The sequence below is a fragment of the Streptomyces sp. NPDC044061 genome (assembly GCF_056434305.1).
In genome coordinates, this window is the sequence record NZ_JBWKFL010000003.1 from 256,960 (window position 1) to 279,786 (window position 22,827).

The following is a 22,827-nucleotide window of genomic DNA, read 5'->3' on the forward strand; positions in this document are numbered from 1 at the left end:
CCCCTCCCGAGTGGAGACCTCAGCTGGTCACCTTGATGTCTGCCACTCTGCCGCGCCAGTGGCCCTGACCGTCAGCAGGCAGCTTGGTCAGCCACACGAGAAGGTACTGGGTCTTGAGCGACTTTCCGGGCTTGAGCACCACGGTGGTGCCCGATCCCTCGGCGGCCTTGGTGTAGGCGTCGAACGACGTCGGCTCCGATCCCGCGTCAGCGCTCGCAGCCCGCAGCTCGACCGACGTCTGCCCCACGAAGGAGACCGTCACCTTCCCGACCTGCTGAACCTTGCCGAGGTCGAGGATGACGCCGACGCCTGACTTCAGGTTGCCGAACTCCGGACTCAGGTAGAAGTCCGTCTGCCAGTAGGACGCGGTGCTGTTGTCGTAGGCATTCCCTATGGTGTCCGGCTTCTCGGACTGGTCCTTGCCGAACGGGTCGAAGTCGCGGGCGCCCTTGATGGCGATCGGATTGCCGGACGTCGGCTTCTTCGGGCCCTTGTCGCCGCCCTCCTGCGTCTGCGTCTTGTTGGTGTCGTCCGACTTGTCGCTCTGGTCCATCAGGGCGTCCGCCAGCTGCCAGCTGCCCAGACCCAGCGCGGCGATGAGGAGCGCCGAGACAGCCCACTTCAGGGCCTTTCCGGTGCGGCTCTGCAGAGGGGGCGGCGGGGGCGTGAGCGGCTGAGTGGCACCGGGACGCGGTGCGGGACGGCCGTACGTGCCCTGCTGGTACGTCGTGCGCTGGTAGTCCGGCGGGGCCGTGAACGCCGGCTCCGGCGGACGGATGCGGGGCATCTCGCCGATCGCCTTGACCAGCTCCTCCGGCGTGGTGCACGGAGCCTCGTGGCGTGAGGCGGTGGCGCCGTCGTTGACCAGGGCCCGCATCGCGAGTTCGGACAGGCCGCGGTGGACACCGGCGCGCACCTGGTCCGGCGCGATCAGGCCGATGTCCTTGGGCAGGCCGGACAGGCCGTAGGCGTCGTTCTCGTACGGCCAGCGCTGCGTGAGCGCCGCGTACAGAAGGGCGCCGATCGACTCGGTGTCGGTGCGCTGTGGGGTGTCGGTGCTGATACCGCGCAGCGCCGCGTTGACGGCGAGGCCGCGGATGCGCCACTGGCCGGTGGAGGTACGCAGGACGGCGTTCGGGTTCAGCCGCAGATGGGCGAGGCCTTCGCGGTGGGCCGCGGCCATGGCTGAGGCGACCTGACTGACCATCTGGTAGGCGTCGTGCGGCTCCAGAGGGCCGGCCGCCAGCAGGGGGGTCAGTTCGGTGGCGTCCGGAAGCCACTCGTGCACGACGTAGACGAGGTCGTTCTCCTCGACGGCGTCCAGGACCTGGACGAAGCGCGGATCACCGAGCAGCGCCGAGGAACGGGCGGCGGCCAGTACGGAACGGGCTCGCGGATGGTCGGCGGGAAGGATGTGGACGCCGACGGCCCGACGAAGTTTCTCGTCGACCGCACGCCAACTGCTGAATCCGTCCAGACGGGTGACGCACTCCTCGAGACGGTAGCGTCTGGCGAGTTTGTGACCGCTGTGCAGTTCGGGCGGTGAGGCCTTCTGTCCGGGACTCTCCGTCCCCCCGCCCCCCTGTGCCTCGTCGCTGTCCGTGTCCCGCTCCGGGTTCTGGGCCACCCCGTCGGCCGTGGACTGGTCCGCCTTGGCGGTCAGCGGCTGTTCGCCGCTGTTGTCTGCCACGTCGACGGCAGCCGTGCTCCGTTCCGCCACCGTCGTCCCTGCCTCCCCATCCGTTGCACGCTGTCCGACGCCGAAACCAATTGTGCCCACAGTCTGCCGCTATGCACGACACACAGCCGCGGACGATGGTTGTGCGCCTACCCCCGCCTCAGCGACCCAGACGCCCGCGCACCATACCCACGAGCGAGTTGAGTTCCTCGATCCGCATCCTGCGTGCGGCCACGAAGAAGACGCCGAGCAGGACCGCTCCGCCGACGAGCAGCGCGGCGAAGGAGCCGACGACGCCCTGGCCGAGGGTGTTGCCGATGCCGTAGCAGGCCGCTCCGCTGAGGAGGGCCGCCGGCAGCGAGGCGATGCCGAGCCGCGCGTAGGTCCGCAGCACCCGTGCGCCGTCCAGGTCACCGCCGAGCCGCTTGCGCAGCCGCCGCCAGGCGACGCCCACACCGATCGCGTAGGCGAGCCCGTACGCGGCCGCCATGCCGGCGACCGCCCAGCGGGACGGCAGCAGGAAGTAGCAGAGCGCCGAGGCGCCCGCGTTGACCGCGGCGACGATGACGGTGTTGTAGAAGGGGGTGCGGGTGTCCTCGTACGCGTAGAAGGCACGCAGGACCACGTACTGCACGGAGTACGGGATCAGGCCGAGAGCGAAGGCCATCAGCATGTAGCCCATGTTGGTCGCCTCGCTGGTGCCCGAGGAGCCGAAGATCAGCGTGCACATCGGGATGCCGAGCGAGACGAAGCCGAAGGCGATGGGGACGATGGCCACGGCGGTCGTCCGCAGGCCCTGGGAGATGTCGTCGCGTACGGCACCGCCGTCGCCCTCGGCGGCCGAGCGCGAGATGCGCGGCAGCAGCGCGGCCATCAGCGACACCGTGATGATGGCCTGCGGCAGACCCCAGATCAGCTGGGCGTTGGCATAGGCGGCGAAGCCGGTGCCCGCGACGTCGGAGTCCTTGCCCGCTGCGGTGGACAGCTGGGTCACGATCATCGCGCCGGCCTGGTTGGCGAGGACGAAGAGAACCGTCCACTTGGCGAGCATCGCGGCCTTGCCCAGGCCGTGGCCCTTCCAGTCGAACCGCAGCCGGATCCGGAAGCCGGTCTCGCGCAGGTACGGGATCATCGCGAGGGCCTGCACCACCAGACCGAGCAGCACACCGACACCGAGGAGCCGCTGGCCCTGGGGCGGGATGCTGGTGACGGTCATGTGGGAGTTGGCCGCGGTGCCGTAGACCCAGATGAACATGCCGAGCGTCACGATGATGACGATGTTGTTCAGCACCGGGGTCCACATCATCGCGCCGAACTTCCCGCGCGCGTTGAGGATCTGACCCATCACCACATGGATGCCCATGAAGAAGATCGAGGGCAGGAAGTAGCGGGTGAAGGTGACGGCCACGTCGTTGGCCGCCGGGTTGGTGGCGACCGGGTTCGACAGCATCCGGACCAGGAGCGGAGCGGCGGCCAACGCGAGGCCCGTCAGCGCGGCCAGGGCCACCATCACGAGGGTCAGCAGCCGGTTGGCGAACGCCTCGCCGCCATCCTCGTCCTCCTTCATGGCCCGCACCAGCTGGGGCACGAAGACGGAGTTGAGGCCGCCGCCGACGGTGAGGATGTAGATCATCGTCGGCAGCTGGTAGGCGACCTGGAAGGAGTCACCGAGAAAGCCGAGTCCCAGCGCCGAGACGATCAGCGCGGAGCGGACGAAACCGGTGAGGCGGGAGACCATCGTGCCGGCCGCCATGACGGCACTGGACTTCAGCAGCCCCGCAGCCTTCCCGCCCTTCTTCGCGGCGGGAGCCGCGCTCTCGGCGGGAGCGGACGGGCCGGCGGGGTCGGGAGCCGCGGCCGGCGCCGGCACGGGGTGCTGCGCCGGGTTCCCCGCGGCCGGCGGACCGGCCTGGTAGGGGGCCTGGGCGTACTGGTTCGCCTGCTGCGGGCTCTGGGCGTGCGGGGGCGCCGGATACGGGCCCACGGGACCCTGCACGCCGCCGGGAGCCACCGCTGGGCCGGGGACGGCCGGAGAGTCCATGGGCCCGGGGCCGCCACTCTGCTGCTGGTCTCGGAAGAGGTGCGCGAAGGCGTCCGGCTCGTGGTACTCCTCGCCGGAGTGCGAGACCAGGTCGTCCACACCGACGTACTGGGTCGTCCGGGGGTCGTCACCGTGCGGCAGGTACGCGGTGGCGCCGCCGTCCGGCTCCGGTGCGGGCGTCTGGGCCCACACGCGCGGGTCGGGAGCGTACGGCGACTGGGCCGGCGGGGCGTACAGCGGCTGCTGCGGCTCGTACGAGCCCGGGGCCGGCGGCGGGTGCGCGGCACGGTCGTAGAGCGCCTCGGCGACCGGGTCCTGCGCAGCCAGATCCTGTGCCCGGTAGGGGTCCTGGTCGTACGCGTCCTGGAGGTACATGTCCGCCGCGTGCTGCGGCGGCACCTGGCCCGGCCCGGGCGGCGGCTCGGGGTAGCCAGAGCCGGCCGCGCCCTGGCCGCGGTCACCGTCGTACGGCGCGTTCATGGTTACCCCACCTCATCGTCCCGGGCCACACCGGCCACGACATCGCTCAACGGTCCACTCTCTCACCCGTCCCGGACGGGTCGGCGCTTTCCGGTGCGGTGTCCGGTGCAGGGTCACTCGGCTGCTCGGGGTCGTCTGCCCGGGTGGGGGCGTCGGACTCCTCCGGGAGACGTTCCCCGGGGGTGCCGGGGTTCCCGGGCTCGTCACCGGTGTCCTCCCCGCCGCCGTCGGGGCCTTCCTCCTCGGCCTGGCGGGCGGCCGCGCGCTTGCGCTGGGTGTACATCCGGAATCCGGCGAGGACGAGGAGCAGCACTCCACCGCCGATGACCAGCATGACGGTGGGCGTGACCTCGGTGACCTTCACGTCGAAGCTGACCGGGTCGCCGTACTCCTGGCCGTCCTCGGTGTACAGCTGGGCGAGGACCGTGACCCGGCCGTTGGCGTTGGCCGAGGTGGTGAACTTCACGGACTGGCTGTGCCCGCCGGAGACCTCCACGGGCTGCTCGTAGTAGGCCTTGCCGCCGATCTTCAGACGGGTCGGCATCGTCGAGGTCAGTCGCAGGACCAGGTGGCTCACGGGCTGGACGAGGTTGTTCTGCACGGTCACCGGGATGGTGGCGCTGCGGCCGGAGAGCTTGGTCTCCGACTTGTCGATCAGCTTGACCTGATCGGTGAGGTCGTCGAGCCAGGTCTCGACGTCGTTGCGGAAGCTCTCGGCCTCCGCGCCGCGCCCCCGCCACGACGTGGACATCCCACGGTTTATGGCCCGCCCGAACGGAGTGACCACCCGTGACTGGTCACTGAGGATGACCTTGAAGTTGTCCAGCTTGTCCTGCGTGCGTGCGATCTGCTCGAAGGCCGTCCGCGGCAGTTCCTGCCTGCGCAGCGAGGAGGGGTAGGCCGACGTGGAGGGGATGCGCGTGGTGGCGTTCGGGTCGGGCTTGTCCTTGGCAGCCGCGGTGAGGCTCTGCGACTGGGACCAGTTGCCGTCCTGGAGCGCCTTCAGGGCCGTCGCCATCGCCTGGGCCTGGCTCGCCGACGGCATGCGCTGCGGGGCGACGACGATGCTGCGCTGCTTGTCCGTCTGCGCGTTCAGCTCGAGGCTCTGGGCCAGGAACTGCTGCACCGCCAGCGTGCCCGGGTCAGCCTTGGTCAGGTCGTCCTCGAAGGCCGTGGACAGCCGTGCATCGGCCGCCACCGCCGTCGTGCCGCCGCCGACCGGGCGGGCGGCGGAAGGGGTGTAGGGCAGCCCGGCGGTCTCCTGGAGGCTGTCGCTGCGGGCGATCACCCGGTCGGCGCCCGCGGAGGTGGCGACCTTCATGATCGACGGGTCCACTGCGCCGTCCACGGGCCAGGCGAAGTCGGTGCTGGGTGTGACGTGGAGCACGGTCTTCACCGTGATGGCGGCGACGTCGGTGGCGTCCTTGAGGTGGCTGAGCGAGCCGGTGACACTGGTGCCGCTGTGCGCGAGGGAGGCGAGGTCCGGGTCGGCGAAGGGCAGCGCGACGACCTCCTTGCCCGCCACGGCCTTCTGCAGGCCCGACAGCCACTGTTTGGCGACCGCCTGGTGGGTGCCTGCCGTGGTGGTGCCGTCGTCGTTCTGGATCCGGTAGTTGCCCGCCATGGCGTCCACCGAGGCCAGCAGGTCCGGGTCGATCACCCAGGTGACGTCGAGGTCCTTGCCCAGTTCCAGCATCTGGGCCAGCCGGCCGCCCGGGGAGATGTCCTTGGCCAGGTCGTCATTGAGGAAGACCGGCGTCTGCAGCTCTCCTGCGCCCGTCCTGGCCGTCATGTGGGTCGAGGAGATCAGCGGCCACAGGAACGTCGTCTTCGTCTTCGTGTCGGCCTCGGAGGGCTGCCACGGCAGGAACGTCCGCTTGATGCCCAGCACCTGTTCCCAGGGCTGGGCAGAGGTCTGGCCGGACAGGGCGACCCCGAGCTCGTAGACGCCGTCCTCGCCGAGGTCCAGCTTGTCCACGGGGACGGAGATGCTGAAGTGCTCGGCGACGCCCGGAGCGAGCTTGGCGAACTTCTCCTCGTACTTGTCGTCGACCTCGGAGCCGGTACCGCTCTGGAGGTTGTCGGAGTGCCGTCCGATGGCGTCGATCGCCGAGCGCGTGTTCAGCAGGGGGCCCACCCGCAGGCCCACGTGGGCGCCGGTGACGGTCTGCTTGCCGGTGTTGGTCACCGTGCCGGACACGGTGAGCGTGTCCCCGTCCGTGGGGGCGCCGGGGCTGAGCGAGTCCAGCGAGACGGACACCGGGTCCGAGGAGGCTGCCTGTGCCGGCTGCGCGGTGGGCAGCTGGAGGAGCCCGGCCAGCAGGGGCGCCCCGGCGAGCAGTGCTCCGGTACGCCGCAGCCACCGGCGGGCAGGGGAGGCACTGGTCCTCTGGAAGTCAGCCGCCTCGGCCACGCGCTCGCCCGTCCCTCGTCGTCGTCAGTGGTCGTCGGAATGTGCGTCCACGCATGGTAACGATGCGCGCCGATGGGAAGTGCCGTGGTCTGCTCCACAAGATCGCGGGGCAGTGGCGGCCGATCCTCTATATCCAGTATCGCGGGAAGAGCGGTCGTACGCCGTAAGCGCAGCGCTTGTGGGGGTTTGGCGGGAGGGGGCCGAGCCCCTGGAATGGGCGCGCCGCGGGTCGCCGGGGCCACGTACTCTCTTCTGTTGTGCCGAACCCCACTGATGACACCCCCTCTGCCCTGAGCCAGGCGCAGCACCGCGCCGTGAGCGAGCTGCTGCGGGTGGCCCCCGTCGCCGACGACCTCGCCCGCCGCTTCCAGGAGGCAGGGTTCTCGCTCGCCCTGGTGGGCGGGTCGGTCCGCGACGCGCTGCTCGGCCGGCTCGGCAACGATCTGGACTTCACCACCGATGCGCGCCCCGAGGACGTACTGAAGATCGTGCGACCTTGGGCGGACGCCGTCTGGGAGGTCGGGATCGCCTTCGGCACCGTGGGCGTACATAAGGGCGGCTACCAGATCGAGATCACCACCTACCGGTCGGAGGCGTACGACCGCACCTCACGCAAGCCCGAGGTGTCGTACGGCGACTCCATCGAGGAGGATCTGGTCCGCCGCGACTTCACGGTCAACGCGATGGCCGTGGCACTGCCGGAGAAGGAGTTCATCGACCCGCACGGCGGCCTCGAGGACCTCGCGGCCCGGGTGCTGCGCACTCCGAGCACGCCCGAGGAGTCGTTCTCCGACGATCCGCTGCGGATGATGCGGGCCGCCCGGTTCGCCGCCCAGCTGGACTTCGAGGTCGCGCCCGAGGTCGTCACCGCGATGACAGAGATGGCCGGGCGGCTCGAGATCGTCTCGGCAGAGCGGGTCCGGGACGAGCTGAACAAGCTGATCCTCTCCACTTACCCGCGCAAGGGCCTTGCCCTGCTCGTCGACACCGGACTCGCCGACCACGTCCTGCCCGAGCTTCCGGCCCTCCGGCTGGAGAGTGACGAGCACCACCGGCACAAGGACGTGTACGAGCACACGCTGATCGTGCTGGAACAGGCCATGGAGCTGGAGGAGGACGGCCCCGACCTGACGCTGCGCCTGGCCGCGCTGCTGCACGACATCGGCAAGCCGCGTACGCGGCGCTTCGAGAAGGACGGTCGTGTCTCGTTCCACCACCACGAGGTGGTCGGCGCGAAGATGACCAAGAAGCGCATGACGGTGCTGAAGTACTCCAACGAGCTGGTGAAGGACGTCTCACGTCTGGTCGAACTTCACCTGCGTTTCCACGGCTACGGCACCGGCGAGTGGACGGATTCGGCGGTGCGCCGCTACGTCCGCGACGCGGGCCCGCTCCTGGACCGCCTGCACAAGCTGACCCGCTCCGACTGCACCACGCGGAACAAGCGGAAGGCGGCCGCGCTGTCACGAGCCTACGACGGCCTGGAGGAGCGCATCGCCCAGCTTCAGCAGCAGGAGCAGCTGGACGCGATCCGTCCGGACCTCGACGGCAACCAGATCATGGAGATCCTGGGCATCGGCCCTGGCCCCGTCATCGGCAAGGCGTACAAGCACATGCTGGAGCTGCGCCTGGAGAACGGCCCGATGGAGCATGACGCGGCGGTGGCGGCGCTCAAGGAGTGGTGGGCCGAACAGAGCTGAGGCCTTGACCCGGGGCATGTTTCACGTGAAACATGCCCCCGGGCCCTATCGAGGGGGCGATGTTTCACGTGAAACATCGCCCCCTTTGTTGCGCCGGTGCGCTTCGAAGCGGGCCATGGTCACAGCGACGCCGCCGTAGAGCAGGGCGACGAGAATCACCAGTACCGTCGAGCGGCCGTCCGGGGGGAGCATCAGGGCGGCGACTCCGGCCGCGCTGACGAAGGCAACGTTGAAGAGGACGTCGTACACGGAGAAGATCCGGCCCCGGAAGCCGTCCTCGACGGACGCCTGGACGATCGTGTCCGTGGAGATCTTGGCTCCTTGGGTGATGAGTCCCAGGACGAAGGCCGCGACCAGCAGGGGGCCGGTGGCGAACGGGAGCCCGAGTGCGGGTTCCAGGATCGCGGCCGCGCCGGAGCAGACCGCGATCCAGCGGCCGGGGCCGATCCGTCCCGCCGCCCACGGTGTCACCACGGCGGCCGCGAAGAAACCCGCACCGGACGCCGCCAGGGCGAGTCCGAGCAGCCGGAGTCCTTCATCCGGGGTCGCGGAGAGGGCGTACCGGCACAGCATGAGCAGCAGAACGAGGAGTGCGCCGTAGCAGAAGCGCATCAGCGTCATCGCGGTCAGCGCCCAGGCGGCTTCCCTGCGCCGGGGTTCGGCCAGATGCCGGACGGCCGCGAGCAGAGCGCGCGCGGTGTCGGCGAGTGCGGTCCGCAGGTGGGGCTCGGCCGGCTTGTGGTCGGGGCCGAGCAGGGCGGGAGCCATGCTCAGCGAGGTCAGTGCGGCACACAGGTAGAGGAAGGAGCCGAGAAGTACCACGGCGGCATCGGAGCCCGACGCCACAAGCCGCACGACGAAGGCGAGGCCGCCGCCGGCGGTCGCGGCGAGCGTCCCGGCCGTCGGGGACAGGGAGTTCGCGAGTACCAGGCGCTCGGTGTCGACCACGCGCGGCAGGGCGGCGGACAGTCCGGCGAGGACGAAGCGGTTGACGGCCGTGACGCACAGCGCGGAGACGAAGAACAGCCAGTCCGGCACGCCGTTGACCATCAGTACGGCGGTGGCCGTCGCCAGCAGCGCCCTCAGCAGGTTGCCGTAGACGAACACCTGCCGCCGCCGCCAGCGGTCCAGCAGGACGCCTGCGAAGGGGCCGACCAGCGAGTAGGGAAGCAGCAGGACCGCCATCGCGGAGGCGATCGCCGCGGCCGAGGTCTGTTTCTCCGGGGAGAAGACGACGTACGCGGCGAGCGCGACCTGGTAGACGCCGTCGGCTCCCTGGGAGAGGAGGCGTACGGCCAGCAGGCGTCGGAAGTCCCGCAGGCGCAGCAGGACGCGCAGGTCACGGACGACGGGCATGGGGCACAGCCTCACACATGCAGAGGGTCCCCGGGTCAAGAAACCCGGGGACCCTCTCAGCCCTGGCAGGAGCGCTCTCAGGCGAGCGACGAACTCAGCGCTCGACCTCGCCGCGGATGAACTTCTCGACGTTCTCGCGGGCCTCGTCGTCGAAGTACTGGACCGGCGGGGACTTCATGAAGTACGACGACGCGGAGAGGATCGGGCCGCCGATGCCGCGGTCCTTGGCAATCTTGGCGGCACGCAGGGCGTCGATGATGACACCCGCCGAGTTCGGGGAGTCCCAGACCTCGAGCTTGTACTCCAGGTTCAGCGGGACGTCGCCGAAGGCGCGACCCTCGAGGCGGACGTAGGCCCACTTGCGGTCGTCGAGCCAGGCGACGTAGTCGGACGGGCCGATATGGACGTTCTTCTCGCCGAGGTCCCGGTCGGGGATCTGGGAGGTGACGGCCTGCGTCTTGGAGATCTTCTTGGACTCCAGGCGCTCGCGCTCGAGCATGTTCTTGAAGTCCATGTTGCCGCCGACGTTCAGCTGCATCGTGCGGTCCAGGATGACACCGCGGTCCTCGAACAGCTTCGCCATGACGCGGTGCGTGATGGTGGCGCCGACCTGGGACTTGATGTCGTCACCGACGATCGGCACGCCGGCCTCGGTGAACTTGTCCGCCCACTCCTTGGTGCCGGCGATGAAGACCGGGAGGGCGTTGACGAAGCCGACCTTGGCGTCGATGGCGCACTGGGCGTAGAACTTCGCCGCGTCCTCGGAGCCGACGGGCAGGTAGCAGACGAGAACGTCGACCTGCTTGTCCTTCAGGATCTGGACGACGTCGACCGGCTCGGCGTCCGACTCCTCGATGGTGGCGCGGTAGTACTTGCCGAGACCGTCGAGGGTGTGGCCGCGCTGGACGGTGACACCGGTGGAGGGCACGTCGCAGATCTTGATGGTGTTGTTCTCGGAGGCGCCGATCGCGTCCGCGAGGTCGAGGCCGACCTTCTTGGCGTCCACGTCGAACGCGGCGACGAACTCCACGTCACGGACGTGGTAGTCACCGAACTGCACGTGCATCAGGCCGGGGACCTTCGACGCCGGGTCGGCGTCCTTGTAGTACTCGACTCCCTGCACCAGCGACGCGGCGCAGTTGCCCACGCCGACGATGGCTACGCGAACCGAACCCATTCCGGTTGCTCCCTGTGTGTACGAGTGAGGCCCTGAGTGGGTCTCACGTGGCGGTGTCGTCGGGCGTATCCGCGCGGGGGGAGTCCCCGCGACGGGGCAGGCCGCCCGTCGATCCAGTGGTGGTGTCCTGCTGAGCGGACCCCCCGGACGCGGAACCCTTGAGATCCCGCCCGGCCCGCTCGCTCTCGATGAGCTCGTTCAGCCAGCGCACTTCGCGCTCCACGGACTCCATCCCGTGGCGCTGGAGCTCAAGCGTGTAGTCGTCGAGGCGCTCCCGCGTGCGTGCCAGGGAGGCGCGCATCTTCTCCAGGCGCTCCTCCAGGCGGCTGCGCCGCCCCTCCAGCACGCGCATGCGCACGTCGCGCGAGGTCTGCCCGAAGAAGGCGAACCGTGCGGCGAAGTGCTCGTCCTCGTACGCGTCGGGGCCGGTCTGCGAGAGCAGCTCCTCGAAGTGCTCCTTACCTTCCGCCGTCAACCGGTACACGATCTTCGCGCGGCGGCCGGCGAGGGGCGCGGCGAGGGCATCCTCATGGGTGCTGCCCGGTTCCTCGATCAACCAGCCGTTGGCGACCAGCGTCTTGAGGCAGGGGTACAGGGTTCCGTAGCTGAACGCGCGGAAGACACCCAGAGACGTGTTGAGTCGTTTGCGCAGCTCATAGCCGTGCATCGGGGACTCGCGCAACAGCCCGAGTACGGCGAACTCAAGGATGCCGGAACGCCGACTCATGATCGCCTCCTTCGGACCGCCGCGTCTTTATCTCGCCCTGATGTATCGACTCGATACATCACGACGATAGAACGGCCTTCCGCACGCGACAAGAGGGGGGATGGTGAACGGGATCACATCACCGATTCGTAGGAGGCGAGTTGCCTGTTTTGGGGTGAACTTCGGGGCTCGGTGGGTTTTGACGGTGCGTAGTCTGTGCGGCATGCACACCACCGGGAACCAAGTGACGCCTGGGGGGCGTCCTTGTCCCCGGTGCAGTACGGGTGAATGCGGAACCGACCACATCCGTACTTCGGGGGGACCGGAAACCAGCCGCCGTTTCCAGGCGCGCACGGGTGCGCCTGCCCGAGGAGTAATCGTTCGATGAGCGAGCACCGTCGCAAACCGCAGCAGCCGCAGGGAGGCGGACGTGCCGCGGCCCGACGCGGCCAGTCCGGCCCGTCCTCCGGCCGCCGTGCGGCACCGCGAGGCGCCACCGGGTCTTCCGCCGACTCCTATGGGTCCAACTCCTATGGGTCGGACTCCTACGGCTCGGGAGGTGAGGAGCGCCCCTACGGCAGCCGTGCCGAGGCACGCCGGGCGGCGCAGAGAGGCGGCGGCCGTCGCAGGGCCGCCGACAATGTGGGTCCGGGTGGCCGGCGCGGCGGCCCGGGCGGACCGACGGGCCCCGGGCGCGGCAGAGGCCGTGCCGCGGCAGTGCCCGACAAGAAGCGGTTCATCGACTACCCGCGGGCGGGCAAGTACGGCTGGCACCGCTGGGTGCCGTCCTGGAAGCTCGTCTCGGGTCTGTTCGTCGGCTTCGTCGGCAGCCTTGTCGCCATGGTCGGCATCGGCTTCGCGATGGTGCAGATCCCCAGCGAGAACATCGCCGCCAAGTCGCAGAACAACGTGTACTACTGGGCGGACCACAGCCAGATGGTGGCCACCGGCACCGGTGTGAACCGCCAGAACGTCACGATCGACAAGATCCCCGAGGCCATGCAGTACGCGGTGATCTCGGCGGAGAACAAGAGCTTCTACCAGGACTCGGGTGTGGACCCCATGGGTATCGCACGAGCTCTGGCCAACATGGCACGAGGCGGTCAGACGCAGGGTGGTTCGACCATCACCCAGCAGTTCGTCAAGAACACCTACCTCAGCCAGGACCAGACGGTCACCCGTAAGTTCAAGGAGATGTTCATCTCCATCAAGGTGGGCACGAAGCTCAAGAAGCCGCAGATCCTCCAGGGGTATCTCAACACCTCGTACTACGGCCGTGGCGCCTACGGCATCCAGGCTGCCGCGCAGACCTACTTCGGCGTTGACGCGGTCGACCTGCAGCCGAGCCAGTGCGCCTTCCTCGCGGCGCTGCTGAAGGGCCCGACGTACTACGACCCGGCAGGCAACGCCGACCTCGACAAGACGGCCACCCCCGAGGCGAACCGCAAGCGTTCCGAGGAGCGCTGGTCCTGGATCCTCAGCGAGATGCACAAGGACAAGCACCTCACCGACGCCCAGTACCAGGTAGCCATCAAGAAGTACCCCGAGCCCCAGGGGCGCAAGGCGACCAAGGGCATGACCGGCCAGATCAGCTACCTGGCGGACACGGCGAAGAAGTATGTCCTGAACCACTCCGACATCACGGAGGCGCAGTTCGACCAGGGCGGCTTCCAGATCTACACGACCTTCAAGAAGGACAAGGTCAACGCCCTGAGCGCGGCGGTTAAGAAGATCCAGAAGCAGCGCCTCGACCCGAAGCACCGCAACCTGGACAAGTACGTCCAGTTCGGCGCCGCGTCGGTGGTTCCCAAGGACGGCGCGATCGTCGCTCTCTACGGCGGTGACGGCTACGAGAACGGCCACTTCACCAACAACGCCGACACCTCCGGTGTCCCCGTCGGTTCGACGTGGAAGCCGTTCGTGCTGGCAGCGGCCATGGAGAACGGCACGTACCAGTCCCCCGGCACGCCGGTCTCGCCGCTGAGCAAGTACAACGGCAACGACCACCTCAAGGTGAGGAAGCCAGACGGGACGTACTACCTCAACAAGGACAACTCGTACTTCTTCCAGAACAACGAGGGCCCTAAGAAGTGGGGTTACATCACTCTGCGCAAGGCGATGGAGCAGTCCATCAACACGCCCTTCGTGCAGCTGGGTGTCGATGTGGGCATGTCGAAGGTCCGTGACGTGGCCCGGTCGGCGGGCATCCTCGACCAGAGCATGTCGCAGGACCTCAACCCGTCGTTCGCCATCGGTACCTCCACGCCGAGCGCGATCCGCATGGCCGACGCCTACGCGACCTTCGCGGCCTCCGGCAAGCAGGCGGACCCCTACTCGGTGACCGCCGTCAAGAAGGACGGTCAGGACCAGCGCGGCTTCACCAAGCCCAAGGTCAAGCAGGCGATGGAGGCGAACATCGCCAACAACGTCACCGACGTCCTGCAGAACGTGATCCAGAACGGTACGGGTCAGAACGCCAAGGCTCTGGGCCGCACGGCGGCGGGCAAGACCGGTACCACCGACAAGAACAAGTCGGCCTGGTTCGTCGGCTACACCCAGCAGCTGTCGACATCGGTGGCGATGTTCCGCGAGAACCCCAAGGACCACAAGCTGCTGTCCATGAACGGCACCGCCGGAGTGGACTCCATCCACGGTGGTGACATCCCGACATCGGTGTGGACCGAGTACATGAAGGCCGCGCTGAAGAACGCGAACGACCTCGGCTTCCCCGAGGCGGTGAAGATCGGCGAGGTCCAGGACGAGGCCGGCGCGCCTTCCCCGACCCCGTCGGTCACCATCACGCCGAGCGAGACGCCGAGCGATTCGCCGAGCCCGACCCCGAGCGACACGGCCACGTCCCCGTCGCCGTCCGCGACCGAGTCCTGCCAGTTCGGTGGCTGGGGCAACAACTGCACCGGCAACGGCGGCACTGGAAACGGTGGCACGGACGGAGGGACCACACCCACGCCGACCGTCACGGACACCACCGGGACCGGCAACAACAGAGGAAACGGCAACGGAGGCATCTTCGCAGGTCAGAATGGCTAGCAAGGCGATTTGACCTTTGGGTGGCCATATCGCCCGCCAAGGGTGTTTCACGTGAAACAAGGGCCGCCGCACCCACGAGGTGCGGCGGCCCTCGGCGTTTTCCCAGCCAGGTACGGCAGGATGTGGCCATGCCCAGTGCAGAGATGACGCCCGCCGGCGTGCACGAGCCCGAGCCTGTGCGGTCCACCGATGCAGAACTGGTGCGGCCGACCAGGGAGGACGAGGTTGCCGCAGCGGGGAGTGAGCTGATCGGCGGCCCCATCGGGCGGCGCGCCCTGCTCGGGACGACCTGGTGGACCCCCGTGCGCATCGTCACGCTCGTGGCGATCGGCATGTTCGCGCTCGGCCTCGTCCAGAAGGCGCCCTGCTACCACAGCGCCTGGTTCTTCGGCGCGAGCTCGCAGTACACGCACGCCTGCTACTCGGACATTCCGCACCTGTACCAGGGGCGCGGCTTCGCCGACGGGCTGGTGCCGTACTTCGACAGGCTCCCGGGCGACATGGACTACCTCGAGTACCCGGTGCTGACCGGAGTGTTCATGGAGGTGGCCGCCTGGCTCACGCCGGGCAGCGGCACCATCCAGCATCAGGAGCAGTGGTACTGGTTCGTCAACGCCGGAATGCTGATGGTGTGCACGGCCGTCATCGCCGTCTGCGTCGCCCGCACCCATCGCCGGCGCCCCTGGGACGGACTGCTGGTCGCTCTGGCGCCGGCCTTCGCCCTCACCGCCACCATCAACTGGGATCTGCTCGCAGTGGCCCTGACGGCCGCCGCGATGCTGATGTGGGCGCGCGGGCGCGCACCGGCCTTCGGCGTCCTCCTGGGGCTCGCCACGGCCGCCAAGCTCTATCCGGTCTTTCTGCTCGGCCCGCTCCTCGTGCTGTGCTGGCGGGCCGGCAAGTGGCGGGAGTTCTTCCAGGCCGTGGGCGGCGCCGTCATCGCCTGGCTCGTCGTGAACCTGCCCGTGATGCTCTTCGCCTTCCAGGGCTGGTCGAAGTTCTACACGTTCAGCCATGACCGGGGTGTTGACTTCGGCTCCTTCTGGCTGATCTGGGCGCAGAACTCCAGCAACCCGCCCACCACCGACTTCGTCAACACCGTCGCCACCGCGCTGGTGGTGCTGTGCTTCCTCGGGATCGCGGCGCTGACGTTCACCGCTCCCCGCCGGCCGCGATTCGCCCAGCTCGCCTTCCTGATGGTGGCGGCCTTCATCGTCACCAACAAGGTCTACTCACCGCAGTACGTCCTGTGGCTCGTGCCGCTCGCGGTCCTCGCCCGGCCCAAGTGGCGGGACTTCCTGATCTGGCAGGCGTGCGAGGTGGCGTACTTCCTGGGCATCTGGATGTACCTCGCCTACACGACCAGTGGAGACGCCCACAAGGGCCTGCCGACGCAGGGCTACCACTGGACGATCGCCATCCACCTGCTGGGCACGCTGTACCTGTGCGCTGTCGTCGTAAGGGACATCCTGATGCCCGAGCGGGACGTGGTGCGCCGGGCCGGGGACGACGACCCCTCGGGCGGGGTGCTCGACGGTGCCGAGGACGTCTTCGTACTCGGTGCGGCGGCCCAGCCCCCTCGCCACGCGGCTCAGTTCGACGTGGCCCAGGTGGACTGGGGAAGGCCTGAACTGCCGCAGCCCGGAGACCGTTCGCTCTGAGCGAACAGCCCCTCGGTGGGTTCCGCTGAGCATGAGGAAGGCCGTACACGAGCGATTCGTGTACGGCCTTCTCGCTGCGGCAGGTCGGACTAGCGGTCGACGAGCCTGTCGAACTGCGTGGTGGTGTGGCGCAGATGGGCCACCAGCTCGTCACCGACCTTCGGCTCCGGGGCGTCCGAGGGAACGAAGAGGATCGACACCTGCATGTGTGGCGGCTCGGCGAACCAGCGCTGCTTGCCGCCCCAGACGAACGGAGAAAGGTTCCGGTTCACCGTGGCGAGACCGGCCCGTGCGACGCCCTTGGCGCGCGGCATGACGCCGTGCAGGGCCTTCGGGGCCTCCAGGCCCACCCCGTGCGACGTACCGCCCGCCACGACCACCAGGAAGCCGTCCGAGGCCGCCTTCTGCTGCCGGTAGCCGAAGCGGTCGCCCTTGGCCACGCGCGTGACGTCCAGGACGGCGCCGTGGTACTCGGTGGCCTCGTGGTCCCCCAGCCACAGCCGGGTGCCGATGCGGGCGCGGAACCGCGTCTGCGGGAACTGCTGCTGCAGCCGGGCGAGTTCCTCGGCCTTGAGGTGGCTGACGAACATGGTGTGCAGCGGCAGCCGGGCCGCGCGCAGCCGGTCCATCCAGCCGATGACCTCCTCGACGGCGTCCGAGCCGTCGGTGCGGTCCAGCGGCAGGTGGATGGCGAAGCCCTCCAGCCGGACGTTCTCTATGGCGGCGTGCAGCTGGGGCAGGTCCTGCTCGCTGATGCCGTGCCGCTTCATCGAGGACATCACCTCGATGACGACACGAGCGCCCACGAGGCCGTACACGCCGTCGACCGACGACACCGAGCGGACCACCCGGTCCGGCAGCGGGACGGGTTCCTCGCCGCGCCGGTAAGGCGTCAGCACCAGCAGGTCACCGCCGAAGAAGTCCTTGATGCGCGCGGCCTCGTACGTGGTGCCGACGGCGAGGATGTCGGAGCCCAGCCGCGTGGCCTCCTCCGCCAGCCGTTCGTGTCCGAAGCCGTAGCCGTTGCCCTTGCAGACCGGGACCAGGCCCGGGAACTGCTCCTGCACGTGCTTATGGTGCGCCCGCCAGCGCGCGGTGTCGACGTAGAGCGTGAGCGCCATGGCCGGACCCGGAACCTTTCTCGTGGCTGGTGGATCAGAAGTGTGAAAGCTGTGAGAGCTATGGAATCAAACGCCCGCGGCTCAGCGGCGAGACATGTAGATGTCGAGCGCCTTGTGGAGCAGCTTGTTCAGCGGGAAATCCCATTCGCCGAGGTACTCGGCGGCCTGCCCACCGGTGCCGACCTTGAACTGGATCAGGCCGAACAGGTGATCCGTCTCGTCCAGCGAGTCGGAGATGCCGCGCAGGTCGTAGGCGGTGGCGCCGAGGGCGTAGGCGTCGCGCAGCATCCGCCACTGCATCGCGTTGGAGGGCCGGACCTCACGGCCGATGTTGTCGGAGGCGCCGTAGGAGTACCAGACGTGCCCACCGACGATCAGCATGGTCGCGGCCGACAGGTTCACGCCGTTGTGGCGGGCGAAGTACAGCCGCATGCGGTTGGGGTCCTCGGTGTTGAGAGCCGTCCACATGCGCTGGAAGTACGAAAGCGGGCGGGGCCGGAAGTGGTCGCGCACAGCCGTGATCTCATACAGCCGCTGCCACTCGGCCAGGTCCTGATAGCCGCCCTGGACGACCTCGACGCCGGCCTTCTCGGCCTTCTTGATGTTGCGTCGCCACAGCTGGTTGAAGTTCTTGTGGACCTCTTCCAGGGAGCGGTTGGCCAGCGGCACCTGGAAGACATAGCGGGGCTGCACGTCGCCGAATCCGGCGCCGCCGTCCTCGCCCTGCTGCCAGCCCATCCGGCGCAGCTTGTCGGCCACTTCGAAGGCGCGCGGCTCGATGAAGTCGGCCTCCATGTCGCGCAGGCGCTTCACGTCCGGGCTCTGGATGCCCTTCTTGATCGTCTCCGCGTTCCAGCGGCGGATGATCACCGGCGGGCCCATCTTCACGGAGAAGGCACCCTGCTGCTTGAGGTGCGCGAGCATCGGCTGGATCCAGTCGTCCAGGTTCGGCGCGAACCAGTTGATGACCGGCCCCTCGGGGAGGTAGGCGAGGTAGCGCTTGATCTTGGGCAGCTGGCGGTAGAGGACCAGGCCGGCGCCGACCATCTCGCCGGTGCGCTCGTCGAACCAGCCGAGGCTCTCCGAGCGCCACTCCGCCTTCACATCGGCCCAGGCCGGGACCTGCATGTGGCTCGCCGACGGCAGGCTCTGGATGTAGGCCAGATGCTGCTCGCGGCTGATGGTCCTCAGGGTCAGGCTCATGTCGGGGCGCTCCTCGGGCTGGTGTGTCCCCATGGGTACAGGGGCTCCGGCTCTCGCGCCGAAGCCTACTGCTCCCCGCGCGCGCCCCGACTGGGCGTACGGCACCTTCGCCCCGGCTGTGGGCCGTCGGGGCGTCCGTGTGGTGTGGGGGGAAGTTGTCGGTCCGGCGGTGGGAGGTCAGCCGATGAGCCCGCCGAACAGCCCGCCGTTCGCCATGCCGAGCATGAAACCGACGCCGGAGGCACCGAGGCCCAGGATGAGACCGAAGCGCTCGCGCGTGGTCACCGAGATCCACTGGCCGTAGGCGCCGATGACGAGCCCGACCAGCCCGGCCCAGGAGCTGACCAGATGCAGGCCGGGGAAGAAGCCCGTGATGAAGGCCAGCACACCCAGGACCAGCGTCACGGCCATCAGGGTGTCCTGGAGCGGATGGGGCTTGCCGTCGGTGGCGAAGAGGGATCCGGCAACGGTGGGTCGCAAAGCCTGCTGTGCCATGAGGCACCTCCTGCGGATCGCGGCGCACTGTAGCGCCATCAACACCCGATGTGTACAGACTGACGGCCCCCACCGCCGGATTTCAACCGGAAGCGGGAGTGCGGGTAGTCTGTACCGTCTGCACCGGTGTCTGCCCAGGCCGCTGCGGGGTATCCCCGGCGGAAGCCCCCGATTGTCAGTGGTGGCCGATACCGTTGCGTACGCATCACAACCCTCCTGCCACGGAACGACCGTGGCCGCTGAGTCCAAAGGAGGTGGGTTCCACATGCGTCACTACGAGGTGATGGTCATCCTCGACCCCGATCTGGAGGAGCGCGCTGTCGCCCCCCTGATCGAGAACTTCCTCTCCGTCGTCCGTGAGGGCAACGGCAAGGTGGAGAAGGTCGACACCTGGGGCCGTCGTCGTCTCGCGTACGAGATCAAGAAGAAGCCCGAGGGCATCTACTCGGTCATCGACCTGCAGGCCGAGCCTGCGGTCGTGAAGGAGCTCGACCGCCAGATGAACCTGAACGAGTCGGTCCTCCGGACCAAGGTCCTCCGCCCCGAGACCCACTGAGCCTTCCCGCTCAGCTGATCTCGGGATTCGAGTAGCAGCAACCAAGCAGCCAGAGCAAACCCGCCGAGAGGTTCCCCCATGGCAGGCGAGACCGTCATCACGGTCGTCGGCAACCTTGTCGATGACCCCGAGCTGCGCTTCACCCCGTCCGGTGCGGCGGTCGCGAAGTTCCGCGTCGCGTCCACTCCCCGCACCTTCGACCGCCAGACGAACGAGTGGAAGGACGGCGAGAGCCTCTTCCTGACCTGCTCGGTCTGGCGTCAGGCGGCGGAGAACGTCGCCGAGTCGCTCCAGCGAGGCATGCGCGTCATCGTGCAGGGCCGGCTGAAGCAGCGGTCCTACGAGGACCGTGAGGGCGTCAAGCGCACGGTCTACGAGCTGGACGTCGAGGAAGTCGGCGCCAGCCTGCGCAACGCCACGGCCAAGGTCACCAAGACCGCCGGTGGCGCTCGCGGTGGCCAGGGCGGTTACGGCGGCGGTGGCGGCCAGCAGGGCGGCGGCTGGGGCGGAGGCCCCGGTGGCGGCCAGCAGGGCGGCGCTCCTGCCGACGACCCGTGGGCGACCGGCGCTCCCGCCGGTGGCAACCAGGGTGGCGGCGGCTGGGGCGGAGGCTCCGGCGGCGGTGGCGGTGGCGGTGGCGGCTACTCGGACGAGCCCCCCTTCTAGGTCTTCGGACCGAGGGCGGGTCGTACCCAAACTTCTTGATCACACAGGAGAAACACCATGGCGAAGCCGCCTGTGCGCAAGCCGAAGAAGAAGGTCTGCGCTTTCTGCAAGGACAAGGTCACGTACGTGGACTACAAGGACACGAACATGCTGCGGAAGTTCATTTCCGACCGCGGCAAGATCCGTGCCCGCCGCGTGACCGGCAACTGCACGCAGCACCAGCGTGACGTCGCCACGGCCGTCAAGAACAGCCGTGAGATGGCGCTGCTGCCCTACACGTCCACCGCGCGCTAAGGGAAGGGTGACCGACCAATGAAGATCATCCTCACCCACGAGGTCTCCGGCCTCGGCGCCGCCGGCGACGTCGTCGACGTCAAGGACGGCTACGCTCGCAACTACCTCATCCCGCGGAAGTTCGCTATCCGCTGGACCAAGGGTGGCGAGAAGGACGTCGAGCAGATCCGCCGCGCCCGCAAGATCCACGAGATCCAGACCATCGAGCAGGCCAACCAGATCAAGGCCCAGCTCGAGGGCGTGAAGGTCCGCCTGGCCGTCCGCTCCGGCGACTCCGGCCGTCTCTTCGGCTCCGTCACCCCGGCCGACATCGCTTCCGCGATCAAGGCTTCCGGTGGCCCCGAGGTCGACAAGCGCCGCATCGAGCTCGGTGCGCCGATCAAGACCCTGGGCGCCCACGAGACGTCCGTGCGTCTGCACCCCGAGGTTGCCGCCAAGGTCAACATCGAGGTCGTCGCGGCGTAACGCTGCGCTCGGCTTGAGTAGCCGAGAGAGGGGCCGCCCCCGACGGGGTGGCCCCTCTTCGCGTTCGACGTCGCGGTTCGCCGGGCGGGCTCGCATGTTTCACGTGAAACCGGGACGGCGCGGGCCGGGCGATCTGCTCAGCGCGTCGCGCCCGTCACCATCCATGTCCCCGAACGGGCCCGGAGCCACAGGGTGAGCATGCGGACCGCCATCATCAGGGTCATGGCCGCCCAGACAGCGGTGAGGCCTCCGCCCAGCGTGGGAATGAGCAGGGCCACCGGGGAGAACACCGCCAAGGTGAGCACCATCGCCCAGGCCAGATACGGCCCGTCTCCGGCACCCATCAGGACGCCGTCCAGGACGAAGACCATCCCGCAGACGGGCTGGGAGAGAGCGACCATCAGCAGCGCGGGCAGTGCCGTATCGGTGACCACGGCGTCGCTGGTGAACAGGGGGAGGAAGAGCGGTCTGGCGGCCACCACGAGCAGGCCGAGCACGACACCGGTGGCGATGCCCCACTGGACCATGCGGCGGCAGGCCTCGCGGGCGCCCTGGACGTCGCCCGCACCGAGGTAGCGGCCGATGATGGCCTGCCCGGCGATCGCGATGGCGTCGAGGGCGAAGGCCAGCAGGCTCCACAGGGACAGGATGATCTGGTGGGCGGCGATGTCGGCGTCACCGAGGCGTGCCGCGACGGCAGTGGCGATCATGAGGATCGCCCGTAGCGACAGCGTACGGACGAGCAGAGGGACACCGGCCTGAGCCGAGGCCCGGATGCCGGCGGCGTCCGGGCGCAGGGAGGCCCCGTGCCGTCGGGCCCCACGGACGACCACGGTCAGATAGACGGCCGCCATGCCGCACTGTGCGATGACGGTGCCCCAGGCGGAGCCGGCGATGCCGAGACCGGCCCCGTAGACGAGGCCCGCATTGAGTGCGGCGTTGGCGACGAAGCCCGCGACGGCGACGTACAGCGGCGTCCTGGTGTCCTGCAGGCCGCGCAGCACACCGGTGGCGGCGAGGACGACGAGCATGGCCGGGATGCCGAGTGAGGAGATGCGCAGGTACATGGTGGCGTGAGGAGCCGCGGTGGCGGATGCGCCGAAGAGGTCCACGATCCCCGGGGCGAGGGGAAGGACGAGGGCGATGACCGCCGCACCGAGCAACAGGGCGAGCCAGATGCCGTCCATGCCCTGGCGGATGGCCGCCGGGAGATCGCCGGCGCCGACGCGCCGGGCCACGGCGGCGGTGGTGGCGTAGGCGAGGAAGACGAAGACGCTCACGGCGGTGGTGAGGAGGGCCGAGGCGATGCCGAGCCCGGCGAGCTGGGCGGTCCCGAGATGGCCGACGACGGCGCTGTCGGCCATGACGAACAGAGGCTCGGCGACGAGTGCGCCGAAGGCGGGGACGGCCAGCGCGATGATCTCTCGGTCGTGCCTGCGCCGGGTGGCCCGGGGGATCGCGGGAGCCTGTGTCATGACCACTAATCTAATCGTCCACAGGTAAGAGATACAACTGCCTTGTGCCCCTTACCTCCGATCCTGGTATGTGTGTATGCACACACCGTTCGAGGCGAACTTGGCCCGACTGGGGAAGTTTTTCTTCTGCACAGGCGGTGGAGGATGAAACTGCAGGTCAGTGCAGTGTGGTCGAGGTGATCGAGGGCTTGTTCACAGGGCTGTCCACCGGGTCGTGCACAGGTTTCGGCAGGTTCTCCACAGCATCGGGGCCGTCGTCCACATGGCCTGTGGATAACCAGATTGGCTGAAG

The 22,827-nt window shown here is 68.7% G+C and carries 17 protein-coding genes; 7 read left to right on the top strand and 10 right to left on the bottom strand.

The genetic code is table 11. From position 1 onward, the window contains the following. Positions 1–19: 19 nt before the first annotated feature. From AC07CM_RS06015 to AC07CM_RS06025, 3 genes are all read right to left on the bottom strand, one after another. A complete protein-coding gene (locus tag AC07CM_RS06015) occupies positions 20–1,720 on the bottom strand; it encodes a protein kinase family protein (protein WP_478875119.1) in 1,701 nt (566 codons plus the stop codon). Positions 1,721–1,838: 118 nt separating this feature from the next. After that, positions 1,839–4,199 (bottom strand): murein biosynthesis integral membrane protein MurJ, encoded by a 2,361-nt coding sequence (murJ, locus tag AC07CM_RS06020; protein WP_478875120.1) that lies wholly within the window; start codon positions 4,197–4,199, stop codon positions 1,839–1,841. Between the two features lie 46 nt (positions 4,200–4,245). Continuing rightward, entirely contained in the window at positions 4,246–6,612 is a 2,367-nt protein-coding gene (locus tag AC07CM_RS06025) for a DUF6049 family protein (RefSeq protein ID WP_478875121.1), read from the bottom strand. Between the two features lie 257 nt (positions 6,613–6,869). Between AC07CM_RS06025 and AC07CM_RS06030 the strand changes: the two genes are divergently transcribed. Continuing rightward, positions 6,870–8,312, top strand: a complete 1,443-nt coding sequence (locus AC07CM_RS06030; protein WP_478875122.1) for a CCA tRNA nucleotidyltransferase — start codon at positions 6,870–6,872, stop codon at positions 8,310–8,312. A 45-nt stretch (positions 8,313–8,357) separates the two neighbouring features. On the opposite strand, the gene AC07CM_RS06035 is transcribed toward AC07CM_RS06030, so the two are convergent. The 3 genes from AC07CM_RS06035 to AC07CM_RS06045 all read right to left on the bottom strand — a co-directional run bounded on the left by AC07CM_RS06035 (position 8,358) and on the right by AC07CM_RS06045 (position 11,572). After that, entirely contained in the window at positions 8,358–9,668 is a 1,311-nt protein-coding gene (locus AC07CM_RS06035) for an MFS transporter (RefSeq protein WP_478875123.1), read from the bottom strand. Positions 9,669–9,762: 94 nt separating this feature from the next. Further along, positions 9,763–10,845: an inositol-3-phosphate synthase gene (locus AC07CM_RS06040; RefSeq protein ID WP_100827178.1), complete on the bottom strand. Its 1,083-nt coding sequence runs from the start codon at positions 10,843–10,845 to the stop codon at positions 9,763–9,765. A 43-nt stretch (positions 10,846–10,888) separates the two neighbouring features. Next, positions 10,889–11,572: a PadR family transcriptional regulator gene (locus AC07CM_RS06045; protein ID WP_478875124.1), complete on the bottom strand. Its 684-nt coding sequence runs from the start codon at positions 11,570–11,572 to the stop codon at positions 10,889–10,891. Between the two features lie 363 nt (positions 11,573–11,935). Here AC07CM_RS06045 and AC07CM_RS06050 point away from each other — a divergent pair, with 363 nt between their 5' ends. Beyond that, positions 11,936–14,599 (top strand): transglycosylase domain-containing protein, encoded by a 2,664-nt coding sequence (locus AC07CM_RS06050; protein WP_478875125.1) that lies wholly within the window; start codon positions 11,936–11,938, stop codon positions 14,597–14,599. A gap of 128 nt (positions 14,600–14,727) precedes the next feature. Further along, positions 14,728–16,260 carry a glycosyltransferase family 87 protein gene (locus AC07CM_RS06055; protein WP_478875126.1) on the top strand — a complete coding sequence of 511 codons (1,533 nt, stop codon included), beginning with the start codon at positions 14,728–14,730 and terminating at the stop codon, positions 16,258–16,260. 89 nt (positions 16,261–16,349) lie between these two features. On the opposite strand, the gene AC07CM_RS06060 is transcribed toward AC07CM_RS06055, so the two are convergent. The 3 genes from AC07CM_RS06060 to AC07CM_RS06070 form a co-directional block, all read right to left on the bottom strand. Further along, entirely contained in the window at positions 16,350–17,381 is a 1,032-nt protein-coding gene (locus AC07CM_RS06060) for an alanine racemase (RefSeq protein ID WP_478875127.1), read from the bottom strand. Positions 17,382–17,462: 81 nt separating this feature from the next. Then, positions 17,463–18,584: a peptidoglycan bridge formation glycyltransferase FemX gene (femX, locus tag AC07CM_RS06065; protein WP_478875128.1), complete on the bottom strand. Its 1,122-nt coding sequence runs from the start codon at positions 18,582–18,584 to the stop codon at positions 17,463–17,465. Between the two features lie 177 nt (positions 18,585–18,761). Further along, entirely contained in the window at positions 18,762–19,079 is a 318-nt protein-coding gene (locus tag AC07CM_RS06070; protein ID WP_478875129.1) for a hypothetical protein, read from the bottom strand. 265 nt (positions 19,080–19,344) lie between these two features. Between AC07CM_RS06070 and rpsF the strand changes: the two genes are divergently transcribed. The 4 genes from rpsF (at position 19,345) to rplI (ending at position 21,060) form a co-directional block, all read left to right on the top strand. Further along, positions 19,345–19,635: a 30S ribosomal protein S6 gene (gene rpsF / locus AC07CM_RS06075; protein WP_003956532.1), complete on the top strand. Its 291-nt coding sequence runs from the start codon at positions 19,345–19,347 to the stop codon at positions 19,633–19,635. A gap of 78 nt (positions 19,636–19,713) precedes the next feature. Beyond that, positions 19,714–20,301, top strand: a complete 588-nt coding sequence (locus tag AC07CM_RS06080) for a single-stranded DNA-binding protein (RefSeq protein ID WP_478875130.1) — start codon at positions 19,714–19,716, stop codon at positions 20,299–20,301. Positions 20,302–20,358: 57 nt separating this feature from the next. Continuing rightward, positions 20,359–20,595, top strand: coding sequence for a 30S ribosomal protein S18 (gene rpsR, locus AC07CM_RS06085; RefSeq protein ID WP_003949403.1), 237 nt, complete (start codon positions 20,359–20,361; stop codon positions 20,593–20,595). A gap of 18 nt (positions 20,596–20,613) precedes the next feature. After that, the gene (gene rplI, locus AC07CM_RS06090; RefSeq protein ID WP_351221258.1) at positions 20,614–21,060 is read left to right on the top strand and encodes a 50S ribosomal protein L9; all 447 of its coding nucleotides are present in this window, start codon (positions 20,614–20,616) and stop codon (positions 21,058–21,060) included. A 137-nt stretch (positions 21,061–21,197) separates the two neighbouring features. Here rplI and AC07CM_RS06095 read toward each other — a convergent pair whose 3' ends face one another. Beyond that, positions 21,198–22,535 (bottom strand): MATE family efflux transporter, encoded by a 1,338-nt coding sequence (locus AC07CM_RS06095; protein ID WP_478875131.1) that lies wholly within the window; start codon positions 22,533–22,535, stop codon positions 21,198–21,200. Between the last annotated feature and the right edge of the window lie 292 nt (positions 22,536–22,827).

Coding starts and splice junctions, on each gene's coding strand:
- AC07CM_RS06095 (WP_478875131.1), bottom strand. CDS start 22,535: ATGACACAGGCTCCCGCGATCCCCCGGGCCACCCGGCGCAGGCACGAC.
- rpsF (WP_003956532.1), top strand. CDS start 19,345: ATGCGTCACTACGAGGTGATGGTCATCCTCGACCCCGATCTGGAGGAG.
- AC07CM_RS06050 (WP_478875125.1), top strand. CDS start 11,936: ATGAGCGAGCACCGTCGCAAACCGCAGCAGCCGCAGGGAGGCGGACGT.
- AC07CM_RS06040 (WP_100827178.1), bottom strand. CDS start 10,845: ATGGGTTCGGTTCGCGTAGCCATCGTCGGCGTGGGCAACTGCGCCGCG.
- AC07CM_RS06080 (WP_478875130.1), top strand. CDS start 19,714: ATGGCAGGCGAGACCGTCATCACGGTCGTCGGCAACCTTGTCGATGAC.
- AC07CM_RS06045 (WP_478875124.1), bottom strand. CDS start 11,572: ATGAGTCGGCGTTCCGGCATCCTTGAGTTCGCCGTACTCGGGCTGTTG.
- femX (WP_478875128.1), bottom strand. CDS start 18,584: ATGAGCCTGACCCTGAGGACCATCAGCCGCGAGCAGCATCTGGCCTAC.
- AC07CM_RS06060 (WP_478875127.1), bottom strand. CDS start 17,381: ATGGCGCTCACGCTCTACGTCGACACCGCGCGCTGGCGGGCGCACCAT.
- murJ (WP_478875120.1), bottom strand. CDS start 4,199: ATGAACGCGCCGTACGACGGTGACCGCGGCCAGGGCGCGGCCGGCTCT.
- AC07CM_RS06035 (WP_478875123.1), bottom strand. CDS start 9,668: ATGCCCGTCGTCCGTGACCTGCGCGTCCTGCTGCGCCTGCGGGACTTC.
- AC07CM_RS06070 (WP_478875129.1), bottom strand. CDS start 19,079: ATGGCACAGCAGGCTTTGCGACCCACCGTTGCCGGATCCCTCTTCGCC.
- AC07CM_RS06055 (WP_478875126.1), top strand. CDS start 14,728: ATGCCCAGTGCAGAGATGACGCCCGCCGGCGTGCACGAGCCCGAGCCT.
- rpsR (WP_003949403.1), top strand. CDS start 20,359: ATGGCGAAGCCGCCTGTGCGCAAGCCGAAGAAGAAGGTCTGCGCTTTC.
- rplI (WP_351221258.1), top strand. CDS start 20,614: ATGAAGATCATCCTCACCCACGAGGTCTCCGGCCTCGGCGCCGCCGGC.